Here is a 12,100-nt window from a genome sequence, read left to right as displayed (position 1 = left end):
GTCTATCAAGGACTTCAGCACAAGATTGCCGACGGCGCTTGCCGCCGCCGTCTCGCTTTGCGCCATGGTCGCCGCAGCGCCGGCGGGTGCCGCCGACAAGCTGACCTATTTCACCTGGTCCGGCTATGAACTGCCCGACTTCCACAAGAGCTTCACGGCCGCCCATCCCGACAGCGTGGAAATCTCCACCTTCGGCGACGACGACGACGCCTTCACCAAGGTGAAGGCCGGCTTCCATCCCGATCTCGCCCATCCCTGCTATGACAAGATCGCCCGCTGGAACAAGGAAGGCCTGCTCGAGCCCATCGACACGGCCAAGATCAAAAACTGGGAGAAGATCTTCCCGGTGTTCCGCAATCTACCGGACATTCAGGCCGGCGACGGCAAGGTGTGGATGGTGCCCTGGGACTGGGGCAATACCTCGATCCTCTACCGCACCGATCTGGTGAGCAATCCTGAGAAGAGCTGGAACCTGCTCTGGGATCCGCAATATGCCGGCCGCATGGCGACCATCGACGCCGTGCACGACACGCCGGTGGTGGCGGCCCTGGTGGCCGGCGTCAATCCCTTCGACATGTCGCCGGCCGAGCTCGACAAGGTGGCCGAGAAGCTGCGCGAGCAGCGGCCCCTGCTGTCGAGCTACACCACCGACATGACCTCCGTCGAGCAGGCGCTGACGTCGGGGGAACTCGTGGCGGCCATGACCTGGAACGCCTCTGCGGTGGCGCTCAAGAAGCAGGGCGTGCCGGTCGAGTTCATGAAGCCGAAGGAGGGCATGCTGACCTGGGCCTGCGGCTTCGTGATGCTGAAGGGCACGACGCACCAGGATCTCGCCTATGACTTCATCAACAGCCGCCTCGAAGCCGATTCCGGCAAGGCGCTGATCGAGAGCTACGGCTATGGTGCGTCCACCAGTTCGGCCTTTGCCGCCGCTCCACCCGCCGATCTCAAGGCGCTGGAACTGCCTGACGATCCGGACACCGTCCTCAAGTCCACGGTGTTCACCGGACCGATGAAGCAGAACGACGAGCTGTCGAAGATGTTCGAGAAGGTCAAGGCCGGCGGCTGAGCGCGGCCCGCATCGGTGCCGCCCCGGCGGCACCGGTCGCAACAATGACAGGGATTGGAGAGCCGATGGACACCGAAGTGCCCACCGACAGCGAGAATGACGCCGACGTGCGGATCGGCCGGCGTGTGCGTGCGCTCAGGATTGAGCGGAATCTTTCGCTTGCCGAACTGGCCCAACGCGCCGGCATATCGATCGGCGCGCTGAGCCAGATCGAGCGGGGTCTGTCCTCGCTCCGCGTCAAGGTCATCTGGCCCCTGGCGGCGGCGCTGGAAATCGAGCCATCCGCTCTCATTTCCGATCCGGGCGAACCCGTCAGTGATCTCTACTGCGTCCGTGCAGGACGGCGCCGCTCGCTGCCGGTGCGCAGCGAAGGCATCTCCAAGGAACTGCTATCGCCGCCGGGCAGCGCGCTCACGGGCATGCTGGTGGTGGTGGAGCCCGGCGGTGGTACGGCCTCCTACTCGCACAACGGTCAGGAGTTCGGCGTCGTCACCGCCGGCGAGGTGGAACTGGTGATCGACGGGACGCGATATCTGCTGACCACCGGCGACAGTTTCGCCTTTCGCTCGACGCTGCCCCATTCCTTCCGCAACCTCGGCAAGACCCGGTGCGAGATCGTCTGGGTCAACACCATCAAGCCGTCGGAGGAACGTGATGGCGAATGACGCCTTGCTCGAACTGTCCGGTGTGACCAAGGTCTTTCCCAGCGGCACGCTCGGTCTGGACGCCATCTCCCTGTCGGTGCGGGAAGGCGAGTTCGTCAGCCTGCTCGGCCCTTCGGGCTGTGGCAAGACCACCACGCTGCGCATCGTCGCCGGCTTTGAAGCCCCGAGCGATGGCGCCGTACGCCTCGAAGGGCGGGATATCCTGGGGCTGAGGCCCTATGACCGGCCGGTGAATACCGTCTTTCAGGACTATGCCCTGTTTCCGCACATGAACGTGCGCGACAACGTCGCCTTCGGCCTGTCGGTTCGCGGCGTGGCGCGCGGCGACCAGACCAGGCGAGTCAGCGAGGCGCTGGAAATGGTCGGCCTTGCCGACAAGGTCGATCGGCCGGTGCGGGCGCTCTCGGGTGGGCAGCGGCAACGCGTCGCGCTGGCCCGCGCCATCGTCTGCGCCCCAAGGGTGCTGTTGCTCGACGAGCCGCTGTCGGCGCTCGACGCCAGTCTGCGCGAGCAGATGCAGGTGGAACTCAAGCGCCTGCAGCGGGAACTGGGGACCACGTTCATCATGGTCACCCACGACCAGACCGAAGCGCTCTCCATCTCCGACCGCATCGTGGTGATGAACCATGGGCGCATCGACCAGGTGGCAAGTCCGGCCGAACTCTACGACCGACCGGCGACGCGCTTTGTTGCCGGCTTCATCGGCACCATGAATCTCGTGGACTTCCAGTGCCGGGCCTCCGACAGGCAGGGCCTGCATCTGGCAGCGGGAGCATTGCTGCTCGACCTGCCGACGGACTCCGGCCTGTCGCTGCAGCCCGGCGCCTCCATCATGGTCGGCATCCGGCCGGAGGATCTGCGCCTCGACACGGTGGAGAGCGCAGGTGCCGACCGTGCCGAAGTGGAAAGCGTCGTCTTCCATGGCAGGTCGATGCGGCTGCATCTGCGCAGCGCGGCCGGTGTGGCGTTGATGGCGGACGTGCCACGCGGGGCGGGCCATCCCAACCATGGGGTCGGCGCCACGGTCTTCGTGGGCTTGCGTCCCGGAGCCGCATATTGTCTTCTACCTACCTAGAGCAACCGCCGATCATGTTGAAACAACAGGATCGAAAGGCGCTCAAAGGCTTCACTAGAAACAGATACTTGCTAGTGGTTCTCATGATTCCGACATTTGCTCGGCGGGCCGTATCGGGCGGATGCAAATGTCGGAATCGAACCACTAGAAGCAAAATCCAAGGGGAATCATGTCCAACCATCTGAAATTCTTCATCGACGGCGCCTGGGTCGACCCGGTGTCTCCGGCCACGCTGGATGTGATCGATCCGTCGACGGAAGAAGCCTATACCCGCATTTCCGTTGGAACTTCTGCCGACGTGAACCTGGCGGTCGCCGCCGCCAAGCGCGCCTTCGAGAGTTTCTCGGTGACGCCGAAGGCCGAGCGCCTCGCCTTGCTCAAGCGCATCCTCGCCGCCTACAATGACCGCTTCGACGATATCGCCGAGGCCGTCAGCTACGAGATGGGCGCTCCGCTGGCCTTCGCCAAGGACTCCCAGGCCTGGGCCGGTCGCGCGCATATCGAGGCGACCATCGCCGACTTCGAGAAGATGGATCTTGAGGAGCCGCTTGGCACCACGCGCATCCTGCGCGAACCGATCGGCGTCTGCGCCCTCATCACGCCGTGGAACTGGCCGCTGAACCAGATCACCTGCAAGGTCGCCCCGGCCATCGCCGCCGGCTGCACCGTGGTGCTGAAGCCTTCCGAGATCGCGCCGATCTCGGGCATCATCTTCGCCGAGGTGATGGAAGCCGCCGGCACGCCGAAGGGCGTGTTCAACCTGGTCAACGGCACCGGTCCGGATGTGGGGCAGGTGATGTCCGGTCATCCTGACGTGGACATGGTGTCCTTCACCGGTTCGACCCGCGCCGGCATCATCGTCGCCAAGACGGCCGCCGACACGGTCAAGCGCGTGGCACAGGAACTGGGCGGCAAGTCCGCCAACATCATCCTGCCGGACGCCGATCTCGCCCGCGCCGTCGCCAAGGGCGTGCGCGCCTGCTTCGGCAACACCGGCCAGTCTTGCGACGCCCCGACGCGCATGCTGGTGCCGGCCGATCGCCATGACGAAGCCCTGGCCATCGCCAAGGCCGCTGCCGAAAAGCTCGTCACCGGTGATCCGCGTTCCGACGCCACCAACCTCGGCCCGGTGGTGAGCCAACTGCAGTTCGACAAGATCCAGCGGCTGATCGAAACGGGCATCAAGGAAGGCGCAACGGTGGTGACCGGTGGTCTCGGCCGGCCGGAAGGCCTCAACCGCGGCTATTACATCCGTCCAACCGTCTTCGGCCACGTGACGCCGGACATGACCGTCGCCCGCGAGGAAATCTTCGGGCCGGTCCTGTCGATCCTGTCCTACAAGGACATCGATGACGCCGTTCGCATCGCCAACGACACGGTCTATGGTCTCGCGGGCTATATTCAGGGCACCGACATCGAACAGGCGCGCGCTGTTGCCCGCCGCATCCGGGCCGGGTCGATCTATGTGAACTATCCCGACTGGGACACCTTTGCCCCCTTCGGTGGCTACAAGCAGTCCGGCAACGGCCGCGAGTATGCCGGCTGGGGCATCCACGACTTCCTGGAAATCAAGGGCGTCGTCGGCTGGAACTGAGACTTGGCAGGGTGGGGTGCGGCACAAGCGCCCCACCCACGGCTATATTCAATTTTAACTATGTGAAATTCTATTCGTTGGTCCTTTATTCAGTCCTGAGGATTTAAATGCGTCGAGTACCACCAAGGACTCTACCGCATGACCACCGAACTCAACCTGACCACAGTTCTGCTGTTGCAGAAGACCGCCTATATTGCCGGGGCTCTGGTTCTCGTCTATCTGCGCGCGGTCCTGGGGCCAATTGACGGTGTCCGTCAGATCGGAGCGTCCTTCCTCATCCTCGCGCTGGGGTCGACCTTGGCCGGTTATGCGGAGATTGACCACCTCCACTACAGCCTCTTCAGTTTGATCAATGTCGTGGCCGGTGTCCTTGCCTACAGCATGTTCGGGTTGGGGATGGTTCGGTTGAGCAGTCGCCGCAGCATCATGCCCTCCAGCTACATTTTCGTTCCCGCAGGTGTCACCTTTGTCGCGGGTCTGATCAGCCATTTTCACGAGTTTGATAGCGAGCGGGCCATCACCTTCAACCTGGTTGCCGGCTTCTCGCTGGGCCTGTCGGGGCTGGCCGTGTATCTTGACCGCAAGCGCGAGCCCCTCCAGGTGCGTGTGCCTCTCTCCGCGGTGCTGCTGGCGCTGAGCCTGCTCTGTCTGGTCATTGTCTACGACTTCGTATTTGGAAACCACGAGTTGATCAGTCCGGCCTCCGGCCTGTTCGTGCTCATCGGGGGCAAGTTCCTGCTGTCCATGCTGATCGTTCTGCTCATTGGCGAGCGCCAGCATGTGCAACTGGTCGAGATCGCCAACACCGACGGCCTGACCGGCGTTCGCAATCGCCGCTACTTTGACCAGCACGTACCTCAGGCGCTTCGTGCGGGCGACGCGATCCTTCTGCTCGACATCGATCACTTCAAGAGCTTCAACGACCGTTGGGGGCATGCCGTCGGCGATGAAGTGTTGCGCTCCGTGGCGCAGACCATCCGTCGCACCGTGTCGCCCCTGGCAACCGTCGCCCGCTATGGCGGCGAGGAGTTCGCCCTGCATCTGCCGCAACGCGCCGGCAGCGGCGTGTCGGTCGCGGAGGCCATCCGTGGTGCGGTCGAGTCGCAGATGCATACCTCGGACACGATCGAGCGGCGCGTGACGGTCAGCATCGGCCTTGCCGTGGCAACCAGCCCGCATCACGCCCTGAGCGATCTTTGCCGCGAAGCCGATCAGGCGCTCTACGCCGCCAAGAACGCCGGGCGGAACCGCGTGCACGAATATGTCGAGCGCATCCGCGCTGCCCGCATCGGCGAGGCCGCCTGAGCGGCGTCACCGGGAGAGGCAAAAGAAAATTTCTGGCCTAAGTGCCGGAAATCAGCGGGTTCTTCGCTTTGATCGGCAAGTTTCCCCAGCCCACTTCGAAAAAGTGTTTTGCGGGGCTTGCGGAGCCGGGTTCGGGACGTTATACACCGCCCCACCAGACGGAACGGAGTGTAGCGCAGCCTGGTAGCGCACCTGCTTCGGGAGCAGGGGGTCGCGTGTTCGAATCACGCCACTCCGACCATTTCTTCAAGACACCATGTCGAGCACGAAAAACGCCTTCGGGCGTCTTTCGGCGTTTGTGCCGCGCCGCCGCCGTGGGTGGGCGCGATCTGCCGCAGCATCCGCAAAAGAAAACCGCGACGCCGGTTGAACGGGCATCGCGGTTCACTTGATCGGTCAAAGTCAGGCTGTGCTGGAGGACCGGCACCGGCGTCACGAAGACGCCAGCACCACGATCCTGTCTTCTTCGGCGAACATCACCTGCTCGGTCTTGGCCGGATTGATGACCACACCGCCGAGGCCACGGTCGTCCGCCTCATCCGCCCGGCGCCGGCGATAGCCGAGGGCGACCTCTCCGCGCAGGCGCGCGGATTCGGTGAGCGTGGCAAAGCTGACGGGACGGTCGATGGCCACATAGTCGGACACGGGACGCAGATAGATCTCCGAGCCCTGCTCATCGAGCAGATTGCCGAAGATGGCCGACATATACTCATTCTCGGCCGCCTGGGCGAGCATCAAGCTGACCAGCTTGTTGCTGACAACGAAGTCGTCGGCCCGGCTCACTTCGGCCAGCTCGCGATTGCGCACGTCGATCATCTCGCTGACCACGGACACATGCAGGCCCGCCTGCTCGGCGATCTTTCTGAGATGCAAGAGCGTGACGAGGGTGCGCGTGTCGGCGGGCTGCGGCGGCAGTTCCTCGGTATAGCCGAGCACGAGCACATGGTCGTAGCTTGGCACGTTGAAGCCTTCGAGCGAGGCGCGATGCGTGGTGTCCGCCTCGGCGAACTCGATGGCCAGGTTGGTGCCGTAGACGCTGATGCCAGCCACCTTGCCGGCAAGGTCGGGGACCTCGGCGACGATGGTCAGCAGCGAGCCCGGCGCCACATAGCGGGACAGCTCCGCCGCGATCATCGGCGAACGTCGGTTCCAGCCGATCATCAGCGTGCGCTCGGGCTGGCGCGGCTCTTCGCCATAGTTGCGAATGGCGGCGGCATTGACCGGCGCCGGCGTGCTCATCTCGATCTTGTCGTCGTCTTCGGCGATGATCAGCAGCTTTTCGCCGCTGACCAGAACGCGCTCAGGATGCGGATTGAGCTCAACAGCGCCGGCCCCGTTCACCAGTCCGATGGGCACACAGCTATCATAGGCGGACAGCGTCTCACCGAAGCTGCGACCCGTGAGGGCCGTTTGCTCGGCGGCGTAGATCTCGCAGCCATCGAAGTCGAGCAATTCGGAATAGACGCCGCTGAGGCCCGACTGGCGGCAGGACTGCACCATGATGCGCGCAATCAGATCGTCAGCCAGGATCACCTGCACTTCGGCGCCGCCGACCACCTGCGCCAGTTCGGCATTCTTGCCGTCGCGGATCTCGGCGGCGATCTGGTAGCGTTCGGGCCGGCGGGAGGGATCGTTGACCAGAGCCAGGATCGTCTTGATGGCCTGGGAGTCCGGATCATCGCCTTCCGGCGACAGGACGACGATGGCTCGCGACGTCTGCGGGTTGACGATGGAGAGATCATAGAGATCGGTCGGATCACCCGAACGGCAGATGATGCGCGTGTTCTTGGTATCGGGCACCTTGGCGGCGATCTCGTCTTCCATCTCCACCTTGTCGCGGTTGGCCATCACCACGATGCGCGGCCGCTTGCGGCTTTCGTTGGCGATGACCAGTTCGGAGATGACGTCGAAGATGGACGGCGACCAGTTGAGAATGATCGTGTGGTCCTTCTCGAGAACTTGGCTGCGGCCCTTGCGCAGCTCCTCCATCTTGGCTTCCATGCCGGAGCTGAGCACGCCGATGAGGGCCGACACGACGAAGATGCCGGCGAGCGTGACCACCAGCATGACGCCGCGGAAGCTCCAGCCGTTGTCGCCGCCGAGCGTACCGGAATCGAGCGCACGCATCAGCGATTCCCAGGTCGCCTCGATGAAGCCGAGCGAAGAGCCGCCTTCAGGGGCAATCCCGGAGATCGCCAGAACAATACCGGCCAGAACGATGATGATCAGCGAGATCAGACCAAGCCAACCGATCAACGCAATCGGACCGGCGGCCATGGTCTTGTCGAACTCGTAGCGAAGCTTCTGCTTCCAATGCACCCGCTTGGACATTTTCACCCCAGATGACTCAAATCACAGCATGTCTTGGGCTGAGATTGGCAACGCCGCCATGAATGCCGTCAAGGGCAAACCAGCGACTTTGAATAAATTTTTCAGGGTCTTACCTGCTGCCTGGAACGCATCGTGGCCTCCGGGGAGGAGGACATCGAGGCCAAACCTCAGGAAGATTGGCAATGCTTATCGCAAATATTTGCTAGAGAAATCTTGCGATGACGCACCTGCTGCCGACGGTATGAAACAGCTGTTGAAAATGACAGAAGAAAATGGTTTCTATGGTTTCCGTTGCCTGAACTCCGAAGGCAAACGGCAAGAACAGCCTCGCGCTTGTCTGCAAGGCGCCGGTTTGAAGTCTTTCAAGCCGCGCTGATTGAGCTCAGAAACTGAATCCGAAATGGATTTTTATTGAGTCATTTGAATCGCTTGCAGTGAGATCTCAAGAAACTGATTCCGATAGCAAGCTCAGTGAATTGATTTCATTGAGGGATTTTTTCTTTTCGGGCGATTTTTCGGCTCCGCCGAGCCCTGCCGACCAGACCAAAGCCGACAAACAGAGTCCGGAACAATCTGCAAGCTATTGAAATGGCTTGGATCTGTATTTGCGAGGCGAATTGATTGCCAATGTGATGCAATGGACCGGGGCGCGAAAGGCTGCGCCCCGGTGAAATCCGGCAAGGTTCAGATCAGGCTGGCCGCTTCCGTCTCGCCCAGAGGGGCCGGACTGTCGCAGCTTTCCGAGATGCCGACGGGGCGGTGGGCCTCAGCCGATTCGATGAGGCCGAGCATCACCGCAAGGACATGCAGGGCAAAGTCGCCGTTGGTGCGATGTTGCCGCCCCTCGCGGATCGCTGCGCCCATGTCGGCAAGACCGAGGCCACGATAGTTGGCGACCTTCTGCTCCGCCGGCTTGAGCGGCCAGTTGATCCGTCCGAACACGGCGTCAGTGGTCGCAATCTCGGACCAGACATTGGTGCCCTCGGCAAGCTCGATCGTGCCGCCGAAGAAGTTGGGATCCGGCACGCGCAAGGACGCGTTGACACCGTGCAGCTCGATCGGACGCTGGCCGTGCGCCCAGACATCCCAGCTGGTCATGAACACCACCTCGGCGCCGTTCGCAAAGGACAGGAGGCCGTTGACGGTGGTGAGAACCTCCACGTCGATGGTCTTGCCCTTCATCGGCCCCTCGGCTGTGACGAGCCGCTGCGCGCGGCCGATCTTGCCGGTGGCACTGACCGTCCTGACAGGCCCAAGCAGGGTGACGAGCGCGGCGATGTAATAGGGGCCCATGTCGAGCACCGGCCCGGCGCCGGGCTTGAAGAAGAACTCCGGATTGGGATGCCAATGCTCCATGCCGCGGCCAAGCACGGTGGCTGTGCCCGTGACGATCGAACCGACACGGCCGGCATCGATGAGCGCTCGGGCATGCTGGATGCCGGCGCCGAGGATCGTGTCGGGCGCCGCACCGACGCGGACACCCTTCGCCCGCGCAGCGGCGACGATGCGCCGACCGTCCTCCAGCGTCGTGGCGAGCGGCTTTTCGGTATGCACATGCTTGCCCGCCTCGATGGCCTTGAGGCAAACCTCGGCGTGGGCGGCGGGAACCGTGAGGTTCAGCACCGTATCCACGTCGTCGCGCTTGAGAAGTTCGTCGACGCCATAGGCGGGGACGCCGTATTTCTCACCCTGCGCCTTGGCGGCTTCGGGGCGCAGATCGGCAACCGCGGTGACGCGATAGTCACGGAAGAAGCTGCCGTTGCGCAGGTAGATGTCGGAAATGTTGCCGCAGCCGATGACGCCGACACGCATGACCATGATCGTCTTCCTTTGGTCTTCTCGAACCCGGGAGCCGCGCCGATCAGGCGCCGGCGAGCGACTTCATTGAGGCAAGGCTCCGGCGGGCAAAGCGCGCAAAGTCGGAGGGATTGTCGTGCTCGGCAACCATGTAGTTGGCGCCGGACGCCGCGGCCACTGGCCAGAGATCGGACCAGCCAAGCGTGCCAAAGCCCACGTCGGCCCATCCGTCTTCGTCATCGGCCGTGCCGGGCAGGGCGATGTCCTTGACATGCACCGCGGCGATCCGGCCCGCATAGCCTTCGAGCCAGGGTAGCGGATTGACGCCGGCGCGCACCACCCAGGCAAGGTCGAGCTCAAGATCGACGGCCGGGTCGGCGACGATATGCTGGATCGGCAGCGAACCGTCCTTGAGGGGGAGAAATTCGAAGTCGTGATTGTGCCAGGCAAAGCGGAAGCCCCGCGCCTTCACCTTGCCGGCGATCGCCGACAGACGGTCGCCGAAGCGGCGCCAGCCCTCGCCATCGACCGGGCGCCGGTCCGGCAACAGATAGGGGCAGACAATGAGTTTCATGCCGAGGCGCTCGGCGACGCGCACGGCGCCGTCGAGATCATTTTCCAGCATGTCGATGCCGAAATGGCCGCTGCAGGCCGTGAGGTCGTTGGCCTTGAGGCCGGCGCTCAAGGCGTCGAGATCGCCATAGAGGCCGCCGAAGGGCTCCACATTGGTGTAGCCAAGGCTGCGAATGAGCCGAAGCTGGTCAGCCAGCGGCGGAAAGTTGCGCGCCGAGAAGAGCTGCATCGAGAAGGGATGTTCGAGCGCCATGTGGGTCCTCCCTGAGTGACCGGCTGTGAAACCGGTTCTTGTCCTGTCGCCGGGCGGGGCTCGACAGCGGCTGTCCTGCCTGCAAACGCGCCGCTTGGGGCCATGCCACCAGGCCATCCCGAGGCATGCTGTCCGCGCCCCGCAGGGCCCGGACTTTCCCAGCCGTCCAGCGGGGCGATGCCAACGTTGTCAGATGCTGGTCGAACGGGACGAAGGCTCCTCCCCATCGTCCCTGGCCGAAAATGCGGTCGCCGCACCACCTGCGCGGCGACCGAAGTTGAATTACAGGCGGTCGCCGCTGGCCTTGTCGAACAGCGAAGCGCGGTCGAGGTCGAAGGCGAAGTCGAAATGGGCGTAGAGCGCCACTTCGTGATCGCTGTCGACACGCACCGTGAGGTTCTGCCCACCGACCTCGGTCCAGAGGATGGTGTCCGCGCCCGTGGGCTCGAGCATCTTCACCTGACCCTTGGTCCAGAAGCGGCGACCGTCTTCCGTACCATCGGCGGGGCTGCCGGTGATGATATGTTCGGGACGCACGCCAAGGACCACATCCGTGCCGGCGGCCGGTGCGCTGGAGCCGGCCTCGAACTGATAGCGCCCGAGCGGCACCACAACACCGCCGCCCACGTCAACGGCCGGCGCACCATTCAGCGCGGTGATCTTGCCGTTGAGGAAGGTCATGGCCGGCGAGCCGATGAAGCCGGCGACGAACAGGTTCTTCGGGCGGTTATAGATGGTGTGCGGATCGTCGAGCTGCTGGATGATGCCGCCCTTCATGACCGCGATGCGATCGGCCAGCGTCATGGCCTCGATCTGGTCATGGGTCACGTAGATCATCGTGTTGCCGATGTCCTGGTGCAGCTTCTTGATTTCCACACGCAGTTCCGAGCGCAGCTGGGCGTCAAGGTTGCTGAGCGGTTCGTCGAACAGGAAGACGTCCACATTGCGCACCAGGGCACGACCGATGGCGACGCGCTGGCGCTGGCCACCCGACAGCTCCGACGGCTTGCGCTTGAGCAGCGGCTCGAGCTTCAGCATCTTGGCCGCACGGCCGACGCGCTCTTCGATCTCGGACTTGGGCAGGCCGGCGATCTTCAGGCCGAAGGCCATGTTGTCGTAGACGCTCATGCGCGGATAAAGCGCATAGGACTGGAACACCATGCCGATGCCGCGATCCTTGGGCTCTTCCCAGGTCACGTTCTTGCCGGAGATCCAGATCTCGCCGTCGGTGATGTCGAGCAGGCCGGCGATCGAGTTGAGCAGCGTGGACTTGCCGCAGCCCGACGGCCCGAGCAGGACGAGGAACTCGCCCTTGGGAATGTCGAGCGACAGCTTGTCGAGCACGACCAGCGAGCCGTAGGCGATCAGGAGGTCGCGGACAGCAACCGAGGCATCGGCCGGGTTGCCGGTGGCATGGGAGTTGAGTGCGGACATGAAG

Annotated in this window: 10 protein-coding genes and 1 tRNA gene; 7 read left to right on the top strand and 4 right to left on the bottom strand. The window is 63.5% G+C overall.

Translation table 11 applies throughout. The annotated features are described in order from the left end of the window. Window positions 1-64 precede the first annotated feature (64 nt). From L2I41_RS17155 to L2I41_RS17130, 6 genes are all read left to right on the top strand, one after another. On the top strand, window positions 65-1,069 hold the full coding sequence (locus L2I41_RS17155; protein WP_313791147.1) for an ABC transporter substrate-binding protein: 1,005 nt from the start codon (window positions 65-67) through the stop codon (window positions 1,067-1,069). Between the two features lie 65 nt (window positions 1,070-1,134). After that, entirely contained in the window at window positions 1,135-1,734 is a 600-nt protein-coding gene (locus tag L2I41_RS17150) for a cupin domain-containing protein (protein ID WP_237154805.1), read from the top strand. Then, window positions 1,724-2,809, top strand: a complete 1,086-nt coding sequence (locus tag L2I41_RS17145; protein ID WP_237154804.1) for an ABC transporter ATP-binding protein — start codon at window positions 1,724-1,726, stop codon at window positions 2,807-2,809. The genes L2I41_RS17150 and L2I41_RS17145 overlap by 11 nt, the downstream gene beginning before the upstream one ends. A 169-nt stretch (window positions 2,810-2,978) precedes the next feature. Then, on the top strand, window positions 2,979-4,403 hold the full coding sequence (locus L2I41_RS17140) for an aldehyde dehydrogenase family protein (protein ID WP_237154803.1): 1,425 nt from the start codon (window positions 2,979-2,981) through the stop codon (window positions 4,401-4,403). Window positions 4,404-4,541: 138 nt separating this feature from the next. Beyond that, window positions 4,542-5,708, top strand: coding sequence for a GGDEF domain-containing protein (locus L2I41_RS17135; RefSeq protein WP_237154802.1), 1,167 nt, complete (start codon window positions 4,542-4,544; stop codon window positions 5,706-5,708). Window positions 5,709-5,872: 164 nt separating this feature from the next. Beyond that, window positions 5,873-5,949: transfer RNA gene (locus L2I41_RS17130), tRNA-Pro, on the top strand. A 191-nt stretch (window positions 5,950-6,140) separates the two neighbouring features. Here the strand turns inward: L2I41_RS17130 and L2I41_RS17125 are convergent. Then, the gene (locus tag L2I41_RS17125) at window positions 6,141-8,039 is read right to left on the bottom strand and encodes a CASTOR/POLLUX-related putative ion channel (protein WP_237154801.1); all 1,899 of its coding nucleotides are present in this window, start codon (window positions 8,037-8,039) and stop codon (window positions 6,141-6,143) included. A 58-nt stretch (window positions 8,040-8,097) separates the two neighbouring features. On the opposite strand from L2I41_RS17125, the gene L2I41_RS17120 reads away from it, so the two are divergent. Then, the gene (locus tag L2I41_RS17120) at window positions 8,098-8,415 is read left to right on the top strand and encodes a hypothetical protein (RefSeq protein ID WP_237154800.1); all 318 of its coding nucleotides are present in this window, start codon (window positions 8,098-8,100) and stop codon (window positions 8,413-8,415) included. A 308-nt stretch (window positions 8,416-8,723) separates the two neighbouring features. On the opposite strand, the gene L2I41_RS17115 is transcribed toward L2I41_RS17120, so the two are convergent. From L2I41_RS17115 to L2I41_RS17105, 3 genes are all read right to left on the bottom strand, one after another. Further along, complete coding sequence (locus tag L2I41_RS17115; RefSeq protein ID WP_237154799.1) at window positions 8,724-9,857, bottom strand: Gfo/Idh/MocA family protein; 1,134 nt, start codon at window positions 9,855-9,857, stop codon at window positions 8,724-8,726. Between the two features lie 43 nt (window positions 9,858-9,900). Next, window positions 9,901-10,662: a sugar phosphate isomerase/epimerase family protein gene (locus tag L2I41_RS17110; protein WP_237154798.1), complete on the bottom strand. Its 762-nt coding sequence runs from the start codon at window positions 10,660-10,662 to the stop codon at window positions 9,901-9,903. Between the two features lie 282 nt (window positions 10,663-10,944). Beyond that, on the bottom strand, window positions 10,945-12,096 hold the full coding sequence (locus L2I41_RS17105; protein ID WP_237154797.1) for an ABC transporter ATP-binding protein: 1,152 nt from the start codon (window positions 12,094-12,096) through the stop codon (window positions 10,945-10,947). Window positions 12,097-12,100: the final 4 nt, after the last annotated feature.

This window comes from Oryzibacter oryziterrae, assembly GCF_021864535.1.
Taxonomy (GTDB): domain Bacteria; phylum Pseudomonadota; class Alphaproteobacteria; order Rhizobiales; family Pleomorphomonadaceae; genus Pleomorphomonas; species Pleomorphomonas oryziterrae.
The sequence above is the reverse complement of the archived record's forward strand: the minus strand, read 5'-3'. Positions and strand labels throughout refer to the sequence as shown.

Excerpts from the sequence above, each read along its gene's own strand:
- L2I41_RS17150 (WP_237154805.1), top strand. The coding sequence starts at position 1,135 with ATGGACACCGAAGTGCCCACCGACAGCGAGAATGACGCCGACGTGCGG.
- L2I41_RS17125 (WP_237154801.1), bottom strand. The coding sequence starts at position 8,039 with ATGTCCAAGCGGGTGCATTGGAAGCAGAAGCTTCGCTACGAGTTCGAC.
- L2I41_RS17145 (WP_237154804.1), top strand. The coding sequence starts at position 1,724 with ATGGCGAATGACGCCTTGCTCGAACTGTCCGGTGTGACCAAGGTCTTT.
- L2I41_RS17120 (WP_237154800.1), top strand. The coding sequence starts at position 8,098 with ATGAATGCCGTCAAGGGCAAACCAGCGACTTTGAATAAATTTTTCAGG.
- L2I41_RS17140 (WP_237154803.1), top strand. The coding sequence starts at position 2,979 with ATGTCCAACCATCTGAAATTCTTCATCGACGGCGCCTGGGTCGACCCG.
- L2I41_RS17115 (WP_237154799.1), bottom strand. The coding sequence starts at position 9,857 with ATGGTCATGCGTGTCGGCGTCATCGGCTGCGGCAACATTTCCGACATC.
- L2I41_RS17155 (WP_313791147.1), top strand. The coding sequence starts at position 65 with ATGGTCGCCGCAGCGCCGGCGGGTGCCGCCGACAAGCTGACCTATTTC.
- L2I41_RS17135 (WP_237154802.1), top strand. The coding sequence starts at position 4,542 with ATGACCACCGAACTCAACCTGACCACAGTTCTGCTGTTGCAGAAGACC.
- L2I41_RS17110 (WP_237154798.1), bottom strand. The coding sequence starts at position 10,662 with ATGGCGCTCGAACATCCCTTCTCGATGCAGCTCTTCTCGGCGCGCAAC.
- L2I41_RS17105 (WP_237154797.1), bottom strand. The coding sequence starts at position 12,096 with ATGTCCGCACTCAACTCCCATGCCACCGGCAACCCGGCCGATGCCTCG.